At 71.3% G+C, this 18,776-nt stretch carries 21 protein-coding genes and 1 riboswitch; of the genes, 5 read left to right on the forward strand and 16 right to left on the reverse strand.

Annotation, left to right across the window (positions count from 1 at the left end; translation table 11 throughout):
* Window positions 1-189 precede the first annotated feature (189 nt).
* From BQ7391_RS11250 to BQ7391_RS11265, 4 genes are read right to left on the reverse strand one after another with little or no spacing between them, the layout of a single operon-like run.
* Window positions 190-1,455 (reverse strand): ABC transporter permease subunit, encoded by a 1,266-nt coding sequence (locus BQ7391_RS11250; RefSeq protein ID WP_075280689.1) that lies wholly within the window; start codon window positions 1,453-1,455, stop codon window positions 190-192.
* The gene (locus BQ7391_RS11255) at window positions 1,448-2,374 is read right to left on the reverse strand and encodes an ABC transporter ATP-binding protein (protein ID WP_083662214.1); all 927 of its coding nucleotides are present in this window, start codon (window positions 2,372-2,374) and stop codon (window positions 1,448-1,450) included. The genes BQ7391_RS11250 and BQ7391_RS11255 overlap by 8 nt, the downstream gene beginning before the upstream one ends.
* Window positions 2,375-2,404: 30 nt before the next feature.
* Window positions 2,405-3,166, reverse strand: coding sequence for a hypothetical protein (locus BQ7391_RS11260; RefSeq protein WP_129583966.1), 762 nt, complete (start codon window positions 3,164-3,166; stop codon window positions 2,405-2,407).
* On the reverse strand, window positions 3,163-3,672 hold the full coding sequence (locus tag BQ7391_RS11265) for an RNA polymerase sigma factor (protein ID WP_075280691.1): 510 nt from the start codon (window positions 3,670-3,672) through the stop codon (window positions 3,163-3,165). Before BQ7391_RS11265 ends, BQ7391_RS11260 begins: the two co-directional genes overlap by 4 nt.
* Window positions 3,673-3,841: 169 nt before the next feature.
* Between BQ7391_RS11265 and BQ7391_RS11270 the strand changes: the two genes are divergently transcribed.
* Genes BQ7391_RS11270 through BQ7391_RS11285 form a run of 4 tightly spaced genes read left to right on the forward strand, consistent with a single transcriptional unit; the run spans window position 3,842 to window position 7,704 of the window.
* Window positions 3,842-4,561 carry a response regulator transcription factor gene (locus tag BQ7391_RS11270; protein ID WP_075280692.1) on the forward strand — a complete coding sequence of 240 codons (720 nt, stop codon included), beginning with the start codon at window positions 3,842-3,844 and terminating at the stop codon, window positions 4,559-4,561.
* Complete coding sequence (locus tag BQ7391_RS11275) at window positions 4,549-6,180, forward strand: HAMP domain-containing sensor histidine kinase (protein ID WP_075280693.1); 1,632 nt, start codon at window positions 4,549-4,551, stop codon at window positions 6,178-6,180. Before BQ7391_RS11270 ends, BQ7391_RS11275 begins: the two co-directional genes overlap by 13 nt.
* Before the next feature lie 38 nt (window positions 6,181-6,218).
* A complete protein-coding gene (locus tag BQ7391_RS11280) occupies window positions 6,219-6,947 on the forward strand; it encodes a TVP38/TMEM64 family protein (RefSeq protein WP_075280694.1) in 729 nt (242 codons plus the stop codon).
* Window positions 6,948-6,978: 31 nt separating this feature from the next.
* Window positions 6,979-7,704, forward strand: a complete 726-nt coding sequence (locus BQ7391_RS11285) for a DNA alkylation repair protein (protein ID WP_075280695.1) — start codon at window positions 6,979-6,981, stop codon at window positions 7,702-7,704.
* Window positions 7,705-7,865: 161 nt separating this feature from the next.
* On the opposite strand, the gene BQ7391_RS11290 is transcribed toward BQ7391_RS11285, so the two are convergent.
* The 4 genes from BQ7391_RS11290 to BQ7391_RS11305 form a co-directional block, all read right to left on the reverse strand.
* On the reverse strand, window positions 7,866-9,032 hold the full coding sequence (locus BQ7391_RS11290) for a helix-turn-helix domain-containing protein (protein ID WP_075280696.1): 1,167 nt from the start codon (window positions 9,030-9,032) through the stop codon (window positions 7,866-7,868).
* A 120-nt stretch (window positions 9,033-9,152) separates the two neighbouring features.
* Entirely contained in the window at window positions 9,153-9,638 is a 486-nt protein-coding gene (locus BQ7391_RS11295; RefSeq protein ID WP_075280697.1) for a GNAT family N-acetyltransferase, read from the reverse strand.
* Entirely contained in the window at window positions 9,626-9,916 is a 291-nt protein-coding gene (locus tag BQ7391_RS12535; protein ID WP_200799613.1) for a type II toxin-antitoxin system RelB/DinJ family antitoxin, read from the reverse strand. The genes BQ7391_RS11295 and BQ7391_RS12535 overlap by 13 nt, the downstream gene beginning before the upstream one ends.
* A gap of 100 nt (window positions 9,917-10,016) precedes the next feature.
* Window positions 10,017-11,393 (reverse strand): FtsX-like permease family protein, encoded by a 1,377-nt coding sequence (locus BQ7391_RS11305; RefSeq protein ID WP_075280698.1) that lies wholly within the window; start codon window positions 11,391-11,393, stop codon window positions 10,017-10,019.
* Between the two features lie 222 nt (window positions 11,394-11,615).
* Between BQ7391_RS11305 and BQ7391_RS11310 the strand changes: the two genes are divergently transcribed.
* Window positions 11,616-12,026, forward strand: coding sequence for a helix-turn-helix domain-containing protein (locus BQ7391_RS11310; RefSeq protein ID WP_075280699.1), 411 nt, complete (start codon window positions 11,616-11,618; stop codon window positions 12,024-12,026).
* Between the two features lie 26 nt (window positions 12,027-12,052).
* Here the strand turns inward: BQ7391_RS11310 and thiD are convergent, their stop codons facing one another.
* The 8 genes from thiD to thiC form a co-directional block, all read right to left on the reverse strand.
* Window positions 12,053-12,880 carry a bifunctional hydroxymethylpyrimidine kinase/phosphomethylpyrimidine kinase gene (gene thiD, locus BQ7391_RS11315; protein ID WP_235858674.1) on the reverse strand — a complete coding sequence of 276 codons (828 nt, stop codon included), beginning with the start codon at window positions 12,878-12,880 and terminating at the stop codon, window positions 12,053-12,055.
* Between the two features lie 8 nt (window positions 12,881-12,888).
* The gene (thiE, locus tag BQ7391_RS11320; RefSeq protein ID WP_083662216.1) at window positions 12,889-13,584 is read right to left on the reverse strand and encodes a thiamine phosphate synthase; all 696 of its coding nucleotides are present in this window, start codon (window positions 13,582-13,584) and stop codon (window positions 12,889-12,891) included.
* Between the two features lie 23 nt (window positions 13,585-13,607).
* Window positions 13,608-14,171, reverse strand: coding sequence for a thiamine phosphate synthase (locus tag BQ7391_RS11325; RefSeq protein WP_075280700.1), 564 nt, complete (start codon window positions 14,169-14,171; stop codon window positions 13,608-13,610).
* Between the two features lie 8 nt (window positions 14,172-14,179).
* Window positions 14,180-15,448, reverse strand: coding sequence for a 2-iminoacetate synthase ThiH (thiH, locus tag BQ7391_RS11330; protein WP_200799614.1), 1,269 nt, complete (start codon window positions 15,446-15,448; stop codon window positions 14,180-14,182).
* Window positions 15,445-16,257 carry a thiazole synthase gene (locus BQ7391_RS11335; RefSeq protein ID WP_075280701.1) on the reverse strand — a complete coding sequence of 271 codons (813 nt, stop codon included), beginning with the start codon at window positions 16,255-16,257 and terminating at the stop codon, window positions 15,445-15,447. The genes thiH and BQ7391_RS11335 overlap by 4 nt, the downstream gene beginning before the upstream one ends.
* Before the next feature lie 92 nt (window positions 16,258-16,349).
* Window positions 16,350-17,015, reverse strand: coding sequence for a sulfur carrier protein ThiS adenylyltransferase ThiF (gene thiF / locus BQ7391_RS11340; protein WP_075280702.1), 666 nt, complete (start codon window positions 17,013-17,015; stop codon window positions 16,350-16,352).
* Window positions 17,015-17,212 carry a sulfur carrier protein ThiS gene (gene thiS, locus BQ7391_RS11345; RefSeq protein ID WP_075280703.1) on the reverse strand — a complete coding sequence of 66 codons (198 nt, stop codon included), beginning with the start codon at window positions 17,210-17,212 and terminating at the stop codon, window positions 17,015-17,017. Before thiS ends, thiF begins: the two co-directional genes overlap by 1 nt.
* Window positions 17,213-17,221: 9 nt before the next feature.
* The gene (thiC, locus tag BQ7391_RS11350) at window positions 17,222-18,583 is read right to left on the reverse strand and encodes a phosphomethylpyrimidine synthase ThiC (RefSeq protein ID WP_075280704.1); all 1,362 of its coding nucleotides are present in this window, start codon (window positions 18,581-18,583) and stop codon (window positions 17,222-17,224) included.
* Window positions 18,575-18,687, reverse strand: a riboswitch (TPP riboswitch). (Overlaps the previous gene by 9 nt.)
* Window positions 18,688-18,776 lie beyond the last annotated feature (89 nt).

The following is an 18,776-nucleotide window of genomic DNA, read 5'->3' on the forward strand; positions in this document are numbered from 1 at the left end:
AGGGCATCGGGGTCGAGAGGAGCTCCCGTCCCGCCATGATGCCCCAAACAGAAAGATATCTTGCTTTCACTCATCTCAACAGCAAGATATCTTTCTGTTATGAATCAATCCAACTGCGTCCGGCCGGCCACAGCAAAAGCCTCGCGGATGCGGCCGCGGAAGGGATGGCCCCTGCGGTCACCGGGCCGCCTATGCCACCTGATGCCGCCTGAAGGAGAGCGCCGCCAGCGGCGTCATCACGAGGGAGAGCAGGGCGTAGACCGCGACCACCATGCCAATCAGGTCGAGCACCACGGGGCCCAGCGGGTAGGACTCGAGCGCCGAGAAGGGCACGCTGAAGTTTGCGAAGTTGAGCGGGAAGAGCGCGAGCGCGCGCTCGAGGAGCCCGATGCCGCCCGAGGGCACGAGCCCCGTGAGCAGGACGAGCACCACGTCCGTCAGGAAGACGGCGAGCGTCGAGCGGGCGCGAGACGAGACGCCGAGCGTCAGGCACGCGAAGCCCAGGCACGCGACGTACATGAGGCCCACCAGGACGAGCGCCGCCTGCCCCGCCGAGAGCGGGTAGGGCGAGGAGAGCGCCATGCTCTGCATGGAGAGGCCAAACCCATCCGCGCCGTAGAAGACGAGCGAGAAGCCCACGATGATGACGGCGCAGAGCAAGAAGTATGCCGTCGCATAGGCGAGCGCGGCGACGACCTTCGCCGCGACGAGCGTGGAGCGGCCCCGCCTCGTGGCAAGCACCACGGCGTCCGCGCCGGACTGATACTCAAAGGAGAAGGTCGGAGCAAGGGTCACGCACACCGCCAGGATCGAGAAGACGAGAAACGCCGCGCAGCTGATGATGTTCTCCCAGCCGCCCACGTAGCCGTACTCGATCGGCTCGGAGACGCCCGCCCGCATCTCGGTCCAATAGGCGCGCTCGGCCTGGCTGTACTCCCACATGCCGGCCTGCCCGTCGTCGAGGGCGTACTGCGTCAGCTCGGAGACGGCGCCGTACCACTCCGCCGCCATCTCGGGCGTCACGCGCGCCGCCGTCTGGGCCGGCTCCTCGCCCGAGACGCGCCACGGCCTCAGCAGCCAGCTCCAGTACGGGTTGTAGAGCTCGTAGACCTCCTCGTCGGAGAAGCTCTGGAACATGAGGTCGTAGACGGCCGAGCCCGTCATCTGGGTCACCTCGTCGCGGTCGATCCGCGAGAAGAGGCGCTCCTGGTAGGCGGCTATGTCGGCGGCCGCGCGCTCGGGGGTGATGGCGCCGGCGTGCGCGTCTGCCTCCTGGCGGGACTGCGCGATGGCGTCTGTGCCCGAGAGGATCGCGCCGGAGGCGTCCGTCGTCTTGGCCTGCGCCACGTTGAGCGCCATGATGGCCACGAGGAACACGACCACGCCGACGTTGGCCGCGAGCGCCGTGCGCCGCGTGAGCATCTTCTTGATCTCGAACAGGATGAGCCTAGCCATGGCGTTCCTCCTTCATATGGGCGCCGCGACGCTCGCGCGGGCGGGCGGTGGGGGCGGCGTCGCGGAACACGTACAGGTAGAGGTCCTCGAGGGTGGGGTCAGCCGGCGCAGAGCCCGCGACCTGCGGCTGGTCTGCGACGTAGCGCACGAGGGCGCGGTCGGGGCCGAGGTAGTGCACGTTGCTCGCGCAGAGCCTGGCCTCGAGCGCCTCGGCCTGGCCGGCGGGAACGACGGCCTCCCACACCCTTCCTTTCGCCTCGGCCACGAGCTCGGAGGGCGCGCCCGACAGCACGACGGAGCCCGCGCGCATCATGAGGATCTCGTCGGCGATGTACTCCACGTCCGAGACGATGTGCGTGGAGAGCAGGACTATCTTGTCCTGGGCGAATCCGGCGATGAGGTTTCTGAAGCGCACGCGCTCCTTGGGGTCGAGCCCGGCCGTGGGCTCGTCGAGCACGAGGACCTCGGGGTCGTTGAGCACGGCCTGCGCGATGCCCAGGCGCTGGCGCATGCCGCCGGAGAAGGTGCGGATGCGCCTGCGCTCCTCGCCGGAGAGCCCCACGCGGTCGAGCAGCGCGAGCGAGCGGTCTCGCGCGTCGCGCCGGCCGAGGCCCTTGAGGGCGGCCATGTACTCCATGAAGTCGAGCGCCGTGAACTCGGGGTAGTAGCCGAAATCCTGCGGAAGGTAGCCGAGAAGCGCGCGGTAGGCGTCGCCCATGCGCGCGACGGGGGCTCCGTCGTAGCGCACCTCTCCCGAGGTGGGGCGCAGCACCCCGCAGACCATCCGCATGAGCGTGGTCTTGCCGGCGCCGTTGGCGCCGAGCAGGCCGTAGACGCCTGGGGCGAGCGTCGCGCTCACGCGGTCCACGGCGATCTTGGGCCCGAACTCACGGGTCAGCCGGTCGAGCGTCAGTTCCATCCTTCGCTTCCTCTCTCGTCAGGGGGATTCCTAGAGCGCCCCGGCGGGCGCGGGGACGTCGGCAAAGCCGGAGGCCGCCGCGCGCAGCCACGCGCGGGCCTCCGCCGCAGCGAAGGCGAGCGCGGCCGCCGCGGCCGCCCACCAGGCGAGCGCCGCCGCGGGGCCGAAGGCCGCCGGGCAGAGCGAGCGGGCGAGGACGCAGACGGCGCACACCCCTGCCGCGGCCGCGGCGGCGGCGACGGTCGCGTCCGGGCTCGCCGCGCGGCGGGCGGCGAGCAGCCCCGCCCCGAGGGCCGCGAGGTAGGGCGCGAGCCCCTGGGCGAGCACGGCCCAGGGCGCCCCCCCAGCCGGGCCCGCGAGGGTGGCGATCAGGGCGATCGCGAGCGCGTCCGCGCAGCAGAGCGCCAGGCCCCGGGCGCATGCCGCGGCCTGCGCGTTCACCGGGCAGGAGGCCTCGAGTTCGGCAATGCCGCAGGAGCGCGAGCGCGTGACCCCCGCGAGCGTGAAGATCGCGAGCGCCGCCCCGAGGGCGGCCGCGACCGTCCCGATGCCGACCCCGGAGAGGGAGCACGGCACGGCGAGAAGAACGAGCGCGACGTGGGCCGCCCACGCCCCCGCACCGACGCGGCGGGCCTGGCCGGCGACCACCTCCACGGCGCTCGGCCGGGAGGGGCGCGCCATCTCCGCCGCGACCGCCTCCACGAGCGCTCGTGGCGCGGCCGCGCCCGCGGCATCCGACCGATAGTGACCTCGCAGCGCGTCCTCAAGGGCACGTCTTTCTTGCCGTCTCATCGCACATCCCCCCGCTCGCCCTTCGAAACACCCAAGTCCGCGCGCAGCGCCTCGAGCGCAGACGATATGGCCCGCGACGCCGCGAACCTGCTCATGCCCAGCACGGCGCCCACCTCGCCGACCGCAAGGCCCTCCCCGTACCTGAGCTCCAGCGCCTCGCGCTGGGAGCGGGGCAGCCGGGCGAGGGCCGAGGCGAGGTCGCGCCCGTCGTCCCCCTCCCCCGGGTCTCCCCCGCCGGGAAGCGCCTCAGGGAGCTCCGCCCATGAGGACGCGCGGTCCCGGGCCATGTCGGCGCAGACGTTGCGCGCGATGGTAACGAGGTAGGCGCGGGCACGGCCCCGCTCCCGGTAGCGCGAGCGGGAGCGGACGAACCGCAGGAACGTCTCCTGGGCGGCGTCCTCGGCGAGCCCCGCCGGCGCATGCCTGCGGCAGTACCGCAGCACGTCCGCATAGTGCTCGTCGACCAGGCGCTCAGCCTCGCCCTCTCGACCGTTCTTCTCGCCCACGGCGCCACCTCCCTCTATCCCTATTAACGCGACGGCAGATCGAGATGAGCGGTCGAACCGAAATATCCGGAAGGCAAGGCTCCCGCGAGCGGCGCCCTCGGCAGGAGTTGAGAATTGCTTGACCATGTCCGGCTAACATTGAGGGGCTCCGGGTTCGACGGGAGGGATCATGGACGTGACGCGCGGGGGGCACCGGGACGCGCCCCTCATTCTCATAGTGGACGACGAGGCTGACATCGCGGACATGCTCGAGTCGTACTTCAGGCTCGAGGGTTACCGCACGCTCGTGGCGTGCGACGCCGCGGGCGCGATCGAGGCGGCGGGCAGGGCGCCCGACGCCATACTCCTCGACGTCAACCTGCCGGACGCCGACGGCTTCTCGGTGTGCCGCACGATCCGCGAGCTCGTGGCCTGCCCCATCATCTTCCTCACCGCCCGCGTCGAGGACGCCGACGCGATCGCCGGCTTCGCCGCGGGCGGCGACGACTACGTGACCAAGCCCTTCTCGCTCGAGGTCCTCGGCGCCCGGGTGAGGGCGCAGCTCGCGCGCGAGCACAGGCGCCTCGACCGGGCGACGGTGCGCTTCCCGGGAGGCATCGTCGTGGACTTCGCGCGCCGCGAGGTCCGTGTCGCGACCGACGGCGGCAGGCATGGCGAGCGCGTCGCCACCCTCGCGCGCAAGGACTTCGACATCGTGGCCCTCCTCGCCCACCGACCGGGGCAGGTCTTCGACCGCGACATGATCTACGAGCGCGTCTGGGGCGAGCCCGGCGACTCCTCCGTGGTGACGGAGCACGTTCGGCGCGTCCGGCGCGCGCTCGCCGAGGCCGGCTGCGCGACAAATCCGCTCGCGACCGTGTGGGGCGTGGGGTACTCGTGGCGAGCGTGAGCGGGGCGCTGCGGGGTCTGCGGTCGCGCGCGGCAAACTGCTCGGTGCGCGCCGCCTTCGCGCTCTACGCCGCCGTCGCGCTGCTCGCCGCGCTCGCGCTCTCGTTCGTCGTCACCGGGCTCCTGGGGCTTCTCGCCAACTCCCTGCTGCCCGTGGACCCGTACGCGTACTCCGGCACGTACGTGTACGACGCGCGGAAAGGGGAGCTCGTGCCCGCCGAGGCGCTCTCCTGGTACGAGATACCCGCCTCAGAGGCACTCCGCGAGAGCTCGTCGGTCCAGGTCACGGCGGACGCGACCGACATCGTCACCCTCTACGTGGAGTCGCGCGCCGACGCGGGCAAGCTGCCGATCGCGGTCGACACGCCACCCTCGGAGGCCCGCGACGGGGAGCTGACGGACCTCGCGTGGTGGACGGGCGCCGAGGGATCGCAGGGCAAGTCGCTCGACTTCGCGGACGTCGCCGCCTACGACGCCGCGGCCCGCGCCGCGCGCCCCGGGTCCGAGGACGCCGAGCGGCTCGCAGAGGGGCTGCCCGACAACGCCGACGGGGAGCGTCCCGCGGTCTCCAACGTGGGCTACTACCTGCCCTATCCCGGCGACCCCGGCGCGTACCGGGCGCTCGCGTGGCTGGCGGTGGCGTCGGTGCCCGCGATATTCGTCGCCTGCCTCGTCATAGCGGGGCGGCGCTTCTACCGCAGCCGGCTCGCGGGCCCCATCGCGGCCATGGACGACGCGGCGCGGCGCATCGCCGCCAACGACCTCGACTTCCGCGTCCGGGCGACGCGCGACGACGAGCTCGGGAGGCTCTGCGGGCAGTTCGAGGCCATGCGCGCCGAGCTCGCGCGGACCGAGGGGGAGCTCTGGCGCGCGGCAGAGAGCCGCCGCCAGGTCAACGCCGCCTTCGCCCACGACCTGCGCACGCCCCTCACCGTGGTGCGCGGCCAGGCGGAGCTCATCGCCAGGATCGCCGGGAGGGACGACGTGCAGGCGGCGGCCGCGGCGATCGTGCGCCAGGCCGAGCGCCTCTCCGACTTCGCCGACTCCATGCGCGGGCTCGACGCGCTCGAGGCCGCCGAGGTCGACCCGGCGCCGCTCGACCCGGCGGCGTGGGTGCGCGAGGCGGCGGCAGACGCCCGCGAGGTGGTGCGGGACGCGGGCCGCGGGCTCGTGGTCGCAAGCGCCGGCCTGCCGCCGCTCGTCATGGCGGACGGCCGCGCGCTCTCGCGCATCGCGGACAACCTCGTGGCCAACGCGGCGCGCTACGCCCGCTCCGAGGTGGGCGTCTCGCTCTCGTGGGCGGACGGGGAGCTCGAGCTCGTCGTCACCGACGACGGCCCCGGCTTCAGAGACGTTGCCCTGAAGCGGGCGGCGGAGCCCTTCTGGGGGGAGTCCAAGCGGTCACCTGGGCCTCGGGCTCTACGTGGCACGGCTCCTCGCCGAGAAGCACGGCGGTTCGCTCGAGCTGGCGCGCGCCGAGGGAGGGGGCGCGCTCGTCCGGGCACGCGTGTCCGCCCCGGAGACCCCGGCCGTGGCGCACGGGGCGCCGGATGCGTGACGCCCCCGGTCTTTTTTGCCCCCTCTTCTCCCGTTGAGGCTTTCTTGACCTCCCTTCCGTAGCCTACGTGCGGACGGCAGGAACGAGGACGGGAGACCACATGGGCGAAGGCAGCGAGGGCGCGGGGACGACAGGGGGATACGGCCGTCGGCGCGCGTGCGCCGTGGCGGCGACGGGGGCGCTCGCAACCCTTGCCCTCGCGCTCGGAGTCGCGTACGGGCCCGAGCTCTGGGGGTTCTTCGCCGACGGGGATGCCGTCCGCGCCTGGGCGGACGCCCAGGGGCCGCTCGCGCCCGTGGCCATGGGGGCGCTCGTCGTCGCCCAGATCGTGATCGCGGTGCTCCCCGGCGAGCCGGTCGAGCTCGCGGCGGGCTACCTCTTCGGCTTCTGGGAGGGCACGGCGGTGTGCCTGGCGGGCGGCATGGTGGGCACGCTCGTGGTGACCGTGCTGGTGAGGGCGCTCGGGATGCGCGTCGTGCGCGCGTTCTTCTCGGCCGAGCAGCTGGAGGGCGTCTCGTGGCTGCGCGACTCCGCGCGCTTCGAGCTCCTGATGTTCGTCGTGTTCCTCATCCCCGGCACCCCCAAGGACGTCCTCACCTACGTCGCGGGGCTCACCTCCTGCCGCTGGTGGCGCATCGCGGCCATCGCCACGGTGGGGCGCATCCCCTCGGTCGTGACCTCGACGCTCGCCGCGGGGTTCGCCTCGCGGGGCGACTGGGCCGCGGCAGGGGCCACGCTCGCGGCGACCCTCGCCCTCGTCGGCGCCGGCGCGGCCGCCTACGCCGCCGTGAGGCGCCGGGAGGCCGCGAGGCAGGGGCGACCGAGGTAGAATGGGCGGGAAGCCGGCCGAGAGGAGACCCATGGAAGCCCGCTCCCCCGCCACCCCCGAGAGCGCCAGGCGCATCCGTCGCGAGCTTGAGGCGCTCGCCGACCCCGCGTATCGGGACTTCCAGGCGAAGCTCGTGCCGACCGTCGACCCCGCGCGCATCCTCGGCGTGCGTACGCCGGCGCTGCGCTCCCTCGCCAGGCGGCTCGTCCGCGAGTGCCCGGACGGCGTCCGCGCGTTTCTCGGCACGCCGGCCCACGCGACCTACGATGAGATGAACCTCCACGGCGAGCTCATCGGCCGGGTGGCGAAAGAGCCCGAGGAGGCGTTCGGGCTGCTCGACGCGTTCCTCCCCCTCGTTGACAACTGGGCGACCTGCGACCTCATCCGCGTCCCCGCCTTCCGGCGCGACCTGCCCGCGGTGCTCGAGCGCATCCGGGGCTGGGTCGTCTCGGAGCCGGAATACGCGGTGCGCTTCGGGGTGGTACAGCTCATGACGCTCTTCCTGGATGACGCCTTCGAGCCCGAGCACCTCATGCTCGTCGCCGGCATCGACCGCCCCGAGTACTACATCAACATGGCGCGCGCCTGGTACTTCTCGTTCGCGCTCGTCAAGCAGCCCGCGGCGACGCTTCCCCTCTTCGAGCGGCGGCCGATCGCCCTTGACTCCTGGACGCACAACAAGGCGCTCCAGAAGGCGCGGGAGAGCCGCCGCATCGCACCGGATCAGAAGGCGTACCTGCAGTCGCTCAAGGCGTGAGCGGCCAGCGCGGCTCCCGAGAGCAGGCGGGCGCCCACGCCCCGCAGATCCATGGCGACCTTGCTCCCTATTCGACGCGGCGAGCCCGCACGATCAAGGGCGGAGGGGCGGCGAAGCGGCCGGCGGCGCCCAGGGAAGCTGGCCTCAGCGTCGCGGAATCCCTAGCGCCCTGCCCCGGAGGGCCCAAGCGCCATGTCCCGATAGCGCGGATCATCGCCCGCGAGCTCACGCCACTCAGGGGACGATACCCGCTCGACGAGCGCCTGGCGCATGAGCGACGTCACCTCGTCAGCCTGGCGCGCCTTGTGCTCCGCCCACGCCTCGCCGGCACGGGAGGGGTCGAGACGGTCGCCCATGCGGTCCCACAGCGGGGAGCCGGACGGGTCCGGGCGCGCCGGGGCGGCGGGCACGGCCTCGAGCGCTCGCGCGAGGGCCTCGAGCGCGCCGTCCTTCTCGCCCGCCGCGCGCAACGCCTCGGCGACTTCAAGGGACATCGCCGCCGAGAAGGTCGGGTTCACCGCGCCCATGTCGAGCGCCTCGAAGACCACCGCGGCAGCGTCGCCGGCCGCACGGGCGAACGCCGCGTCGCCCCGCATGCCCACCTCCTGCATGAGCGACGAGAGCACGAAGCCCGCCGCGCGCAGGCGCTCCGCCTGCAGAAGGTCGAGGGCCTCGTCGTCGCGGCCGAGCCTGCGGTAGGCAGAGGCGAGGAGCATCGTCGGGGCGCTCGCGTCCTGCCGGCGCACGAGCGGCTCCAGCAGCTCCGCGGCCTCCTCGTGCCGTCCCGCCTGGAAGAGCGTCGTGGCCTTCTGCTGCTGGGCGAGGAAGAGGGCAGACGGGTCCGTGGTCACCTCGAGCACGCGGTCGAGCAGAGCGAGCGCCTCGTCCGCGAGCCCGCCGGCGTCGGACACGCCGCCCCTCTCGCCCGCAGGAGCGAACGGCGTGGCCATTCCGTCCGCCCACACCGTGAGGAGCGACGCCAGCATGAGCAGCAGGCTCGCGTCAGAGTAGTGCTCCGCAGCGATCGCACGCAGCCGTTCGCGCGCGGCCGAGAGGTCCTTCTCGCCCAGCGCGTAGACCTCGGCGTAGAGCGCGGCAGATTCCTCGCTCGTAAGCTCGTCATGCCAGTCGAAGAGCTCGTCCAGGGTGAGCGAGAAGTACGCGGCGATGCGCGGCAGCAGGCTCACGTCCGGGAAACTCTGTCCGAGCTCCCACTTGCTTACGGCGGCTTTCGAAACGCCGAGGTGGGCGGCGAGCGCCTCCTGCGTGACGCCGGCACGGCGCCGCTCCCGTGCGATCGTGCGACCGATGTTTACGCTCTCGCTCATGGCTCCCCCTCGACGCTGCAGCCGGCTTTCACCTCCAGTATGCGGTCGAGCAGAAGCGGAATCAAAGGAGCGCTCGTTGACATTCCTCGCACGCGGTCAACCGAGGCTCGACGCCGCTCCCTAAAGCCGTACGAACATGCGACGAGAATCGCTCGCTAGGAACTGGAAACCAAAGTGAGCGTAGAAGCCCTCCGCGTGCTCGTCGGCCGGGTCGACGACAAGCGCCCGCGATGCGACGATGCGCGACGCCGCAGCCGCGCGGCGAATGGCGTCCTGCAGCAGACGGGCACCCGCCGACTCCCCCTGATAGCGCTCATCAACGGCAAGCTGGCCAAGCAGCGTGCAGGGGATCGGGTTCGGGGCGTTTCGGCGCAACGAGCCGGCAAGCGTCCCAACACGCGCGACCGCATGAGTGCTCAGCGCATAGAAGCCGCAAATCTCACCTGTCGCGAGGGGCAGCACGTACACCCGCGCCGTTCCGTCGCGCATCGCGCGGTGCGCACGCTCCTTGAGCCAGGCGTCGCTATCGACGTTGCCGGAGCAGAACCCGCTCACATCGTCCTCATCGCGAAGCGAGCGAATGCGACGAAACGCTAATCCTCCCATGAGAACTCGCGATCGAGCAGCTCGCGGGTGGCAGCGGGAACGGCGGAGTCGAGGGCATTCGCAAAGCGTCCGTAGTCATCTGCGGAGAGGTAGGTCGTGGCATCGTCGCTCACCTGCCGGCGAACCTCAAACGGGAAGCCGCCGCACTCGTTGAACATGTGAACGAAGACCTTGATGGCAGCGGACGGCGTCAGGCCCAGGGCAGCGGTGTTCCTGACGAAGGCGTCCTTCTCCTCGGCGCTCAACTTGGTGTTGAGCGACGTCATTGTTGTTGCCACGGAACCCTCCTCCTTCTTAATTCGCTCGGAATCTGCTATTTGATTCATTTTATACCACCTTAGACCACTATGTAATCTAACTAACTCAAAATGGCACCACTCACACCTCGCCCAGCAGCACGCGCGCGCACTCGCGGACGCAGAGCAGGTAGTACAGGGCGAGAAGCCCGAGCGTGCCCACCACGGAGCACGCCGCGATGGCGAGAAACACCTCGTCGGGCACGCCGCCCGCGAGCTGGCGCACCAGCATGAGGCCAAAGCAGTCGTGCACCACCGCAAGCGCCGCGGGCAGCGCAAAGGCAACGCCCACCTGTGCTCGCACGGCAGCACGCGCCTGCCGTTCGTCCGTCCCGAGCGCCATCAGCGTGGCGTAGGCGCGCCGGCCGTTCGCAGCCTGGCTCACCTGCTGGAGCGCGAGCACCGCCGCAGCGGCAACGAGAAACGCCTCCCCGTAGAAGATCCCCACGTAGCCTATCGGCGCGAGCGACGCCTCCGAGAGCGCGCCCGGGTCCGCGAGCCCGGCCGCGCGCTGCCCCACCGAGAACAGGAGCCCCGCGCAGATCATGCAGACCGCGCAGGCCACGAGCACGCACGTGCACGAGAGGGCCTGGCACCCCGTGGACACGTGGCCCTCCACCTGCCGCAGCGTGAAGGCGCGCAGCCCCTCCCAGTAGCTGGATCCGCGGCGCACGCGACCCGGCGCGCCCGTCGCCACCAGCCGAAAGACGAGCGAGGTGGCAACGTAGGCGGCCCACCCCATCGGCAGGATCGCGATCACGAAGAGCCCGGGCTGGACCACGCACGAGCCCCACACCACGGCGAGAAGGACCACGGCCAGAACCGCCTGCGCGCGCGTCACGCCACGATGGGTTGCGAAGGTAAGCTGCTCCGGCGCACAGTCGTGCTCGAGAAGCTCCACGAGCGGCCGTCGCAGCACGTCAACCACGGAGAGCGCGATTGCCAGCCCCTCGATCCCGGCAAACCACGCGCACGCGTCGAGCGCGGCCGCGGGCGAGAAGGACCAGGCGAGTCGCCACGGCACGCCAAAGACGAACGCCGCCACCGCGCCGAAGGCCGGCGACGCCACGACGCCGAGCGCGAGCCCCGCCGCCAGCGCCGCGAGCCCCACAAGCGCGCCTTCCGCCGCGAGGATCGCCGCGAGCGCCGGCGCGCGCATCCCGAGCAGCGCGTACGTCCCGAACTCCCGCGAGCGACGCCGCACGATGAAGCGCGTGGCGTAGGCCACGAGCACGGCGAAGACCAGCACCACAAAGACCGAGAAGGCACCCGTGATGTCGCGCGCCTTGTGGATGACCTCGAGCTGCGGGCCCGTGAGCGGCATCGCCAGGAGGTAGTCGCCCGAGGCGTTGAACGAGTAGAGCAGGCACGTGGCAAAGGCGAGCGTGACGAGGTAGGCCGAGTAGTCGCGCGCGCAGCGCGAGACGTTGCCGAGCGCGACGCGCAGGGTGACGGGCATGGCGGCTCCTTCCGGCCGGCGTCAGTGACAAGCCCATCGTCCTTCTCGCCCGCCCGGCGCGCCATCGCCCGGGCTTATGCTCCCCTAACGGTTTCGCAAGGTTACCTGCCGTAAACTGACACTCTACCAACGGTCGAGCCAACTCAACTGGCGGTCGGTTGAGCGCGGGGCGGCGTCGCGTGACGATGTCCCTGCCAGACGGACCCCAGCGAAAGGACCACCATGACCAAGCAGACCTTCGGCGCCACCATCTCCGCCCTGCGCAAGGAGAAGGGCCTGACGCAGCTCGAGCTCGCCCGGCAGATGGGCGTCACGGACAAGGCCGTGAGCAAGTGGGAGCGCAATCTGTCGTTTCCGGACGTGGCGTCGCTGCCCAAGCTGGCCGAGGTGCTCGGCACCTCGGTGGACGAGCTGCTCGAGGTGAAGACGGCGGCGCAGGAGGAGCCGGCAGGGTCCCGCGTGCCCGCGCTCGTGGAGCTTGTCCTCAAGGCGGTCGCGCTGGCCATGGGCGTGGGCGTGACCGCGCTCACCATCGTGGACGAGGTGGAGCCGAGAAACGCGCTCGGGCTTCTCGGCATCGGCGTCGCGTGCCTGGCGCTCGTCCAGCTCATGCACGGCCCCGAGCAGGAGTGATACGAAGGGATTGTCCCTTCGTATCATTACGCGCGATGACGCCACATGTGGTCCACGGGCCCGGAACCATGCCCCAGGTCCAGGCCGGAGGAGAGCGCGCCGGTGAGGTAGGCCTTCGCGCGCGACACCGCCTCGGGCAGTGCGAGACCCTCCGCCAGGCCGCAGGCGATGGCGCTCGAGAGCGTGCAGCCCGTGCCATGGGTGTTCCCGGTCTTAACGCGCGGGGCGCGCAGCCACGTCACGCGCGGGGCGCCCTCGTCATCGACGGCCGACTCCACCAGCACGTCGTTGGCGTCAGCCACACCATGCCCGCCCTTGACGAGCACGGCACAGCCCAGGCGCTCGGCAAGCGCGAGCGCGGCCGCCTCCTGTTCCGCCTCAGAACGCACCGGCTCGCCGAGAAGAGCCTCCGCCTCGGGGATGTTGGGCGTGATCACGCGCGCGAGCGGCAGCAGGCGCCCCACGAGCGCCCCCGCTGCGCCGTCATCTATAAGGCGCGCGCCCGAGGTAGCCACCATCACCGGGTCCACGACCACGTTCTCGGCGCCCCAGCGCCCGAGCCGCTCGGCAATGGCCTCGACGATCACGGCGGAGGACACCATGCCCACCTTGACCGCGGCGGGCGGGATGTCCTCGAATACGGCGTCGATTTGCTCGGCCACCATCTGGGGCGTGGCCTCCATGACGTCGCGCACGCCACGGGTGTTCTGCGCTGTGAGCGCGGTTATCGCGGTCTCGGCAAAGAGCCCGTGCGCGGCGATGGTCTTGATGTCCGCCTGGATGCCCGCACCGCCGCTCGAGTCCGAGCCGGCGATGGCGAGCACCGCGGGAACACTCCAGCTCCCCATGTCCATGAGACCCCCTATCTCGACTCCACGGCACCCTCGGCAAGGCAGCGCAGCTCGCGCGTCGCGGCCTCGATGTCCTCGGCGGCGAAGATCGCCGAGACCACCGCCGCCCCGTCGACGCCCGTCCCCGCGAGCGAGCCCATCGTGCGCGCGCTCACGCCCCCGATGGCCGTCACCGGGATGTCCACGGCGGCGCAGATGCGCGCGAGGCCCCCGAGGGACACGGCCACGGTGTCGGACTTGGTGGACGTTCCAAACAGCGCCCCCACCCCCAGGTAGTCCGCGCCAGCAGCCTGCGCGGCGAGCGCCTCCTCCACCGTGTGGGCCGAGACCCCCACGATGGCGTCCGGCCCGAGCGCCTCGCGCGCGGCGGCGCACGCTATGTCAGACTGCCCCACGTGAACGCCGTCCGCACCGCTGCGCCGGACCGCCTCCACGTCGTCGTCGATCACGAGGGGCACGCCGTCCGCACGGCAGAGGGGCAGGAGCTGGCGCGCCTCCGCCACAATCTCGTCCGTCGAGAGGCCCTTCTCGCGAAGCTGCACGAAGGTGGCTCCGCCCGCGATCGCCGCGCGGACGCAGTCCACGAGCGAACGCCCCCTGAGCCAGGACCGATCCGTCACCGCGTAGAGCAGCATGCCACGGCGGATGTCGGCGGGCGAGAAGGATCCGCGGACGACGGGTCCCACTTTTATGTGATTGGCGTCCATGAGGGACGTCTCCTTTCCTGGGCTCACGCCATTGCGTCGGACATGCGGACGGCACCGGCGGCACCGGCGGCGCGGACGGCAGGCTCGGTGGCGTCGGTGATGCCGCCGAGGGCGAGCACCGGCACGTGGGCCGCAGCGATGACCTGCTCGAGAAACGCGACCCCGCGGCCCGGGAGTGGCTTGCACGACGGCGCAAAGACGGGGCTCGCCACAAGGTAGTCGGCGCCGAGCCCCTCGGCAACCGCCACCTCGTCCACCTCGTGCACGTTGGTGCCGACGAGGGCGAACCCCTCCGGGCGCCCAACGCGCCCAAGCGCGGGCAGCGGCAGGTGCAGGCGCGACGCGCCGGCCTCACGGGCGGCGAGCACGTGGCCGTGGGCGATAAAGGCGACGCCCGCGCGGTCGCAGGCCGCCATGACCTCGCGGGCAAGCGCGGCGTACGCACCGTCGTCCAAGTCCTTCTCGCGCATGATAAGCGCGTCGTAGGCACCGGCGACCCGCGCCACCTGCTCGGGCAGCGGCCGCGCGCAGCGGCACCGGTCCGTCATGGCAACGCGCAGGAAGCTGCCATCAAAGAGCGATCCCATAGGCGCCCTCACACCAGAACATGGTCGTTCATGACCGGCTCGAGCCCCATGTCTCGCATGGCGGTACACATCTCGGCCAGGCTGCGGCTGTCGTCGATCTCAAACTGGTCGTCGCCCTCCTCAGCCTGGTGTGTATGCTCGCCGATGCCCGTGGACACGCCGGCCGAGACCTTGGTGGCCGTGATCGTGGCCACGTGGTCGCGGAAGCGCGCCGACTCGCGCGACGAGACCGTGACGCCGGCAAAGGGCATGAACAGGCGGTAAGCGCAGATGACCTGCAGGAGCTGCGCCTCGCTCACGTGCGGCCCGTTGGGCGTGACGGCGCCCGCGGCGGGACGCAGGCGCGGGCACGAGAAGGAGATCTCCGCGTGCGGGTAGGCCCGGCTCACGTAGTAGGCGTGCAGCGCGCAGGCGAGCGCGTCGTGGCGAAACTCCGAGAGGCCCAGCAGCGGCGCGAAGGCCACGCCGCGCATGCCTCCCCTGAGCGCGCGCTCCTGCGCCTCGAAGCGGTAGGGCATGATGCGCTTGCGGCCGCGCAGGTGGAGCTTGGCGTAGCGCGCCGGGTCATAGGTCTCCTGGAACACGGTCACGAAGTCCGCGCCGGCCTCGTGCAGGCGCGCGTAGTCGGCCACGTTGGCGGGGTACACCTCGACGCCGACGTTCCTGAAGCGCGCGGCCGCGAGCTCGCAGGCGCGCGCGATGTAATCGACGTCGGACGTCACCGGGTCCTCGCCGGTGAGCAGCAAGATCTCCTCCTGGCCCGTGGCGGCGATGGCGTCGAGCTCGGCGACGGTCTGCGCCTCGTCCAGGCGGGCGCGACGGATGCCGCTCTCGCAGTTGAAGCCGCAGTACACGCAGCGGTTCTCGCAGTAGTTTGCCAGGTAGAGCGGCGTGAAGAACTGGATGTTGGTGCCAAACCAGCGCACGCGCTCGGCCCGGGCCCGCTCGGCCATTTCCTCGAGGAAGGGCTCTGCCGCGGGCGACACGAGCACACCGAAGTCGGTGGGCTCCACCACGTCGGCGTCGAGCACGCGGCGCACGTCGGCGGCGGTCACGGCGTCGGGGTCGTAGGCCTCCACGGCGTCGAGCACGCGGTCGAACATGCCGTTGTCCAGGACGTCCATGTCGGGCAGGAAGGTCATGGGGTCCAGGCCGTAGTCGGTGCGGATGGCGCGCGCCATGTCCTTCTCGTCCATGGAGACGATGCGGCGGCAGCGCTTACCCACCGGCATGGTCTCAGGCTCCGCGACCTGCACGTCCTTCTCGTCCGCGCTCATCGGGCCTCCTCCCCCAGAAATCCGGTGAGCGGGCTCGAGGCCTCGCCCGCGCCGTCGAGCACGCGGCCGGGGCCCGCAAGGAACGCCGCGCGGCCGGCCCGCACCGCGTCACCGAAGGCGCGCGCCATGAGTGGGATGTTGCCGGCGGTGGCCACGGCCGTGTTGGCCATGACGGCGGCCGCGCCCATCTCCATGGCCTCGCACGCCTGCGACGGGCGCCCGATGCCCGCGTCCACGATCACCGGCAGGTCAATCTCCTCGATGAGGATGCGGATGAAGTCCCGCGTCACCAGGCCGCGGTTGGAGCCGATGGGCGCGCCGAGCGGCATGACGGCGGCCGCGCCCGCGCTCACCAGGTCGCGCGCGACGTTGAGGTCGGGGTACATGTACGGCAGCACCGTGAAGCCCTCGCTCGCCAGCATGTCGGTGGCGCGGACGGTCTCGGCGTTGTCGGGCAGGAGGTAGCGCGCGTCGCGAATGACCTCGACCTTGATGAAGTCGCCGCAGCCAAGCTCGCGCGCGAGGCGGGCGATGCGCACGGCCTCCTCCGCCGTGCGGGCGCCCGAGGTGTTGGGCAGAAGCGTCACGCCCTCGGGCACGGCATCGAGGATGCTCCCCTCCTGATTGGTGTTGGCGCGGCGAACAGCAAGGGTCACGATCTGCGCGCCCGCGTCCTCCACGGCCGCCCTGACCACGTCGAGCCTGAACTTACCCGACCCCAGGATGAAGCGCGACGCAAACTCCTTGCCGCCGAGGGTCCAGGTGTCCGCGCTGGGCGCGACGGCGCCCGATGCGATGTGCTCTGTCATGGTGCTTCCTTTCGTTGATGGGCGCCGCGGGCGCTGGGCCCCGCAAAACAGGTCGGCCCGCGGCGCGTTTGGTTGCCAGATAACCGGGGACGTCAGGAGCCCTCGAGCCCCAGGACGATCCTCACGGCGAGAAGAGCCTGCTGGGCGGCGCAGAGCGCGACGCGCGGGGCGAGAAGCGCCCCGGTCGCCCCGACGTCCGACGCGCCGTCGCCGCAGACGTAGAAGCGCCGGCTCACCCGCCTCGTGACGATCTCGCTCGCCGAGCCCGCGCCCGCCATGCCGTTGCCGGCGACGAGCACGGGACCCTCGGGCAGGGTGAGGAGCTCCTCGGCGAGAAGCGCCTTGGCCTCGGGGTCGTCGAAGGCCTCGCAGACGATGTCGCACCCCCCGAAGATCACCCGGGCGTTCTCGGCCGTGACGCGGGTGCGCAGCGCCTGCACGCGCGTGCCCGAGCCGACGGCGCGGAGCTGCTCGGCGAGCGCCTCGACCTTGGGACGGCCCAGATGCTCGCGGAAGTAGTGCTGGCGGTTGAGGTTGCCCTCGTCAACCACGTCAAAGTCGGCGACAACGAGCTCGCCCACCCCGCTGCGCGCAAGCATGACGGCGATGTTGGAGCCGAGCCCGCCCGCCCCTGCGATCCCGATGCGCGCCGCGCGCAGGCGCTCCCGCGCCTCGTGCCCGATACGGCACTCGAGGGCGTCGGGGAGAGCGTCCCCCACGACGGCACCGCCCCTCTCGACGTCCCTCTCCCCCGCCATCAGCCGCCTCCCACGAAGCGGACGACCTCGAGTGCGTCCTCGGCCGTCAGCCGACGGGCGTCGAACTCGGCACGGGGAAGGATCTCTCCGTTGAGCTCGCACGCCACGCGGGCACGCTCGTATCCCATCTGCTCCAGCACCTCGGCGACGGTCCGGCCGTCGGCCTCGGGCGCGGTCCTGCCGTTTATCTGTGCCATGGCAGCCCCCTATTCCAGGTCGAGGTCGATCGTGGTGCCCTCGAAGACCTTGTTCACCGTGCGGACGGCGCACATCTTGCCGCACATGGTGCAGGTCCCCTCCGTCGAGGCAGGCGAGGCCTCGTGGCGCGCGCGGGCCGTGTCCGGGTCGAGCGCGTAGTCCCACATCTCGCCCCAGGCCAGGCGCCGTCGGGCGTCGCCCATGCGGTCGTCAACCTCGCGCGCGGCGGGCACGCCCTTGGCGATGTCCGCCGCGTGCGCGGCGATCCTGGTGGCGATAAGGCCGTCGAGCACGTCCTTTGCGTCGGGCAGGCAGAGGTGCTCGGCCGGCGTCACGTAGCAGAGGAAGTCCGCCCCGGCGCTCGCCGAGATGGCCCCGCCGATGGCCGCCGTGATGTGGTCGTAGCCCACGCCCACGTCCGTCACGAGCGGGCCGAGCACGTAGTACGGCGCGCCGTGGCAGAGGCGCTTCTCCATCGTCACGTTGGCGGCGATCTCGTTGATGGCCATGTGGCCCGGGCCCTCGATCATGACCTGCACGCCCGCGTCCCAGGCGCGCTTCGTGAGTTTACCGAGCTCGATCATCTCGGCGGTCTCCGCCGCGTCGTTGGCGTCGAAGAGGCAGCCCGGCCGGCACGAGTCGCCCAGCGAGATGGTCACATCGTACTCGTGGCAGATCTCGAGCACCTCGTCGTAGTGCTCGTAGAAGGGGTTCTCGTTGCCCGTGACCTCCATCCAGCCAAAGAGGAGGCTCCCGCCGCGGCTGACGATGTTCATGAGGCGCCCGGTCTCCTTGAAGGTCTCGATCACGCGGCGGTTGATGCCGCAGTGGATGGTGAGGAAGTCCACGCCGTCCTCCGCGTGGGCGCGCACCGTGGCGAGAAGGTCCTCAGCGGTGAGCTCCACGAGCGGCTTCTCCATGTAGCCAATGGCGTCGTACATGGGGACGGTGCCCACCATGAGCGGCGTGCGCTCCACGAGCTGCTGGCGGAAGAAGCGGGTCTTGCCGGAGTTGGAGAGGTCCATGATGGCGTCCGCACCGTACTTCTCGGCCGTGCGTACCTTCTCCCACTCCATGCCGGCGTCCGCCACGTCCCCGGAGATGCCGAGGTTGACGTTGACCTTGGTGGAGAGGCCCGCGCCCACGCCGCGCGGCACGAGGCCCTTCTCGAGGTGGCGAACGTTGACCGGGATGGCGATGCGTCCCGCCGCCACGCCCGCGCGGATGAACTCCGGGTCTCGGCGCTCCGCCTCCGCCACGACGCGCATCTCGGGCGTGACCTGCCCAGCGCGGGCGTAGTCGAGCTGCGTGACGAGGCCCTTCTCGCCGCGCGGTGCCTGCCCGCCCAATTTCTCTACAGCTGTGCTCATGCGCAAAACTCCCTCCGTTGGCATTACCCATGTCAGGTTCCTCGGGTCGGGGCGGGCGCGCCCCCTCTCAGCCTGCCGTCCTGCAAGCTCCCCGCGCTATGCGGTTGTTCCGGCGGAGCGAAGTCCGCCTGCGGCAAGTATAGCGCTCCCCTAGGACGTGTGTGCGCTCGAGTCTAGTGCGCCGCAGCGAGGC

Source organism: Thermophilibacter provencensis, from assembly GCF_900128445.1.
GTDB classification, from domain to species: domain Bacteria; phylum Actinomycetota; class Coriobacteriia; order Coriobacteriales; family Atopobiaceae; genus Thermophilibacter; species Thermophilibacter provencensis.